Raw genomic sequence first — 3929 nt, forward strand, 5'->3', positions numbered from 1 at the left:
CATTCAAGGCGATGAATATCTCGCTCATATCAATCAAGAATTTGTTTGGCAAGTAACCGCCACTGATAACCTGAAAGTAGAGAGTTTACAACTCGAAGTTAATAATCTCCCTGTAGCCCTTGACAAAAATGGATTAGCTCGGTTTACTCCAGATGTAGTTGGGGATTTAACGGCAACGGCGATCGCTCTTGACACTGCCGGAAATACAGCACAAACAACGGTAACTGTCAAGGTAATTGACCCCAATAGTCCCGAATTTAATGACCCAGATGCACCAGAAATTAATTTAGATTTGAGTAATCTGGTTGAGGGGGTAATTACTGAAACTCAATCAATAACAGGGACAGTTGATGACGATAATTTAGATTATTATGTACTGGAAGTAACACCGATAAATGGTGATGGTGAATGGCTGGAAATTTATCGGGGGACAAATTCGGTAGTTTCAGGAGTTATTGGTGAAATTGACCCTAGTTTACTGCTCAATGATAGCTATCAATTACGCTTGCGAGCAGTAGATGTAGCCGGAAATGAAATTAGTAGTGAAACTGAGATAGAAGTAGCGTCGAAGCTGAAGTTAGGTAATTTCCAACTATCATTTACCGACTTAGAAATCCCGGTAGCAGGGATTCCCATATCGCTGACGAGGACTTATGATAGTTTAACGGCTAATAGAAGTGATAACTTTGGTTATGGTTGGCGTTTAGAATTTCGCGATACAGATTTAACTACTTCATTAGGTTATGACGAACAATTTGAAATTTTAGGTATTCCCAGTCAAGGATTAGAAGTAGGAGACAAAGTCTTTATTACCTTACCAGGAGGAGAGCGAAGCAGCTTTACCTTTGCACCAAAATTACATCCAGAAGCTCAAGAATTTATCAAAGAACAAAATCACTTAATTCCTCCATATTTAGGACAAGCTTTAGATATTTTTCAAGTTCCGGCATTTTCAGCAGATGACGATAATGGTGTAACTTTGAGCGTTAAACCAGTAACTTTATTTAAAAAAGGAGATCTTCATTATCATCCGAGTGGAATTGCTTATAATCCTGCTTATGAAGATGCGTTTGGTGGGAAGTATTATTTAACCACTGCTGAAGGAATTGAGTATGAAATTGATGCGAGTAGTGGTGATTTAATTGCAGTTACGGATACGAATGGAAATAAGCTTACCTATAGTGAGGGAGGGATTTTCTCAGATACGGGAGTTGGGATTACGTTTGAGAGGGATAATCTTGGTCGGATTGTGGGGGTTGTTGACCCAGAGGGGAATAAGATTAAGTATGAGTATGATCGAGAGGGTGATTTAGTTGGGGTTATTGATAGGTCCGGGAATAGGACTGGGTTTGAGTATGATGAGGGGAGGAAGCATTATTTAACTGAGATTATCGACCCCTTGGGAAGAAGTGGGGTGAGAAGTGAGTATGATGAAGAGGGTCGCTTAAAGAGAATTATTGATGTAGATGGGGAAGCGGTAGAGTTAGTTTATGACCCGGATAATTCGCTACAGACAGTACGGGATGTATTTGGTCATGAGACTATTTATGAGTATGATGAGCGGGGTAATGTTGTTACTGAGATTGATGCGGTTGGTGGTGTTACTGAGCGTAGTTATGATGATGATGGTAATTTGTTGAGTGAGACAGATGCGGATGGAGTCATCACGACTTATACCTACGATAATCAAGGTAATCGCCTAACCATTACAGACGGAGAAGGAAATACAACGCGCATGACTTATAATCAGCGCGGTCAGATTTTAACCGTTGTATCTCCTACAGGACTTTCAGTTTCTTCAGTTTACGATAGTCGCGGTAATCTGATTTCTAGCACCGACACAGACGGATTAACAACAACCTACCAATACGATAGCGCAGGTCGTCCCCTTCGTCAGGTCGCCCCTGACGGACAAACAATCGAATGGGGCTATGATGAGCTAGGAAATCCAATTCGCATGGTAGATAGTCGTGGGAATGAGGTGAACTCAACCTACGATGCTAACGGAAGAATGGAGTCAGCCACCAGTCAATTTACCCTCAACGGAAACACCTATACCCTCAACACCAATTTTACCTACGATAAAGAAGGTCGAATCGTCTCCAACTCAAATTCTCAAGGAAATACTCAATCAACTAATTATAACGCCCTCGGACAGGTAGCTTCCACAACAGACCGCTTGGGTAACATAACCACTTACGTTCATAATGAGCAGGGTCGCACTACTGAGGTAATCTTACCCGATAATACTCCTAACAATACCCAAGATAATCCCACCATTCATCGAACTTATGATGCGGCTGGACGAGTATTTTCTGAAACAGGTATAACTGGTTTAGAAACCCGCTACCTCTATGATGCAAAGGGAAGAAAGATTGAAACCATTCTCCCAGATTTAACGCTTGATAATTGGGACGATAATCCTCGCCTCAAAACCGAATATACAACAGCTGGTCGTGTAAAAGCTTATGTTGATATTTTTGGCAATCGAGAAGAGTTTGAGTATGACAATCTCGGTCGTTTGATTCGCTCAAAAGACCTTCTCGGTAACTATACCACTTACACTTACGACCGAGGTGGGAAAGTCGCTTTCGTCACTGACGCGCGCAATCGCACAACTCGCTATGTCTATGATGACAAAGCACGTGTAACACAAATCATCTTTTTCGATAATTCTCAAATTACCTATACCTACGACACACTTGGACGAGTTGAAACAGAAACCAACTCCCTTGGACAAACGACACGTTATGAATACGATGCTTACGGCGAAATTAAAGCTGTAATTAACGCTCTTAATGAGCGCACTGAATTAGAATACGACCAGCGTCGTAACTTAGTCAAATTAACAGATGCACTAGGTCATTCTACACGGTATGAGTACGACCAATACAGTCGTCGAATCGCCACCATCTTCCCCGACGACTCTCGCATTACCTTTACTTACGATAACCTCAACCGAGTGACCAGTGCTACTGATGAAAATGGTCGCACCACTGAGTATTTCTATAACAATCTCAGTCAGTTAATCAAAATCAAACAAGTCAATGATGCTGAAACTGATTACGAGTATGACAATTTAGGACGGCTGACTCAAATTCAAGACGCTAACTCAAATATTACTCAGTATGAATACGATGCCTTCAATCGTACCATTGCTACCACTCTGCCAATGGGTCAAACCGACCAAACTATTTACGACACCTTGGGTCTAGTTTCGAGCTATACCGACTTCAATGGCGATACAATTAACTATAGCTATGACAACTACGGTCGTCTCGAAGGCAAAACTTTTACCAATCCCGCCCTCGACCCAGTAACATACACCTACGACCCTGTTACCTCACAACTCCTCACCGTAACCGACTCAAGAGGAATCACTAATTACACCTATAATAACTACGACTGGTTGGAGTCAATCACCCAAGCGGATGGAAAGTTTGTTCGCTATGGCTATGACACCATTGGTAATCTGACGGAGTTGGTTACTAATGCTAGCACAACCGAATACAGTTATGATGCCCTCAATCGTCTCGACCAAGTAAAAGAATCTGACCGCATTTTAGCCGATTACGATTATGATGCTGTCGGTAACTTAATTCAAACAAGTTTTGGGAGTGGAATTATTGAAACGCGCGATTACGATAGTCGCAACCGTTTAATTCAACTCGAAACTCACAACGCTGCGTCTAATTTAATCTCCAGTTATGACTATACCCTCGATCGAGTAGGAAATCGTCTTCAAGTAGTTGAGGAGAATGGACGCACAGTTGACTATACCTACGATGAACTTCATCGTCTCAGAACCGAAAAGATTACGATCGCGGGTACTGAAGATCGTACCATTAACTATGACTATGACCTTGTTGGCAATCGCTTGAGTCGCAATGATTCTCATCAAGGTTTGACAACTTATATTTACGATGCTA

Annotated in this window: 1 protein-coding gene; it reads left to right on the forward strand. The window is 41.8% G+C overall.

Annotated elements, in window-relative coordinates; all coding sequences use genetic code 11:
* Positions 1–3929 (forward strand): DUF6531 domain-containing protein (locus G3T18_RS24315; RefSeq protein WP_224413183.1); only part of this gene is annotated, 3929 nt, incomplete at both ends.

The sequence above is a fragment of the Oscillatoria salina IIICB1 genome, from assembly GCF_020144665.1.
Taxonomy (GTDB): Bacteria; Cyanobacteriota; Cyanobacteriia; order Cyanobacteriales; family SIO1D9; genus IIICB1.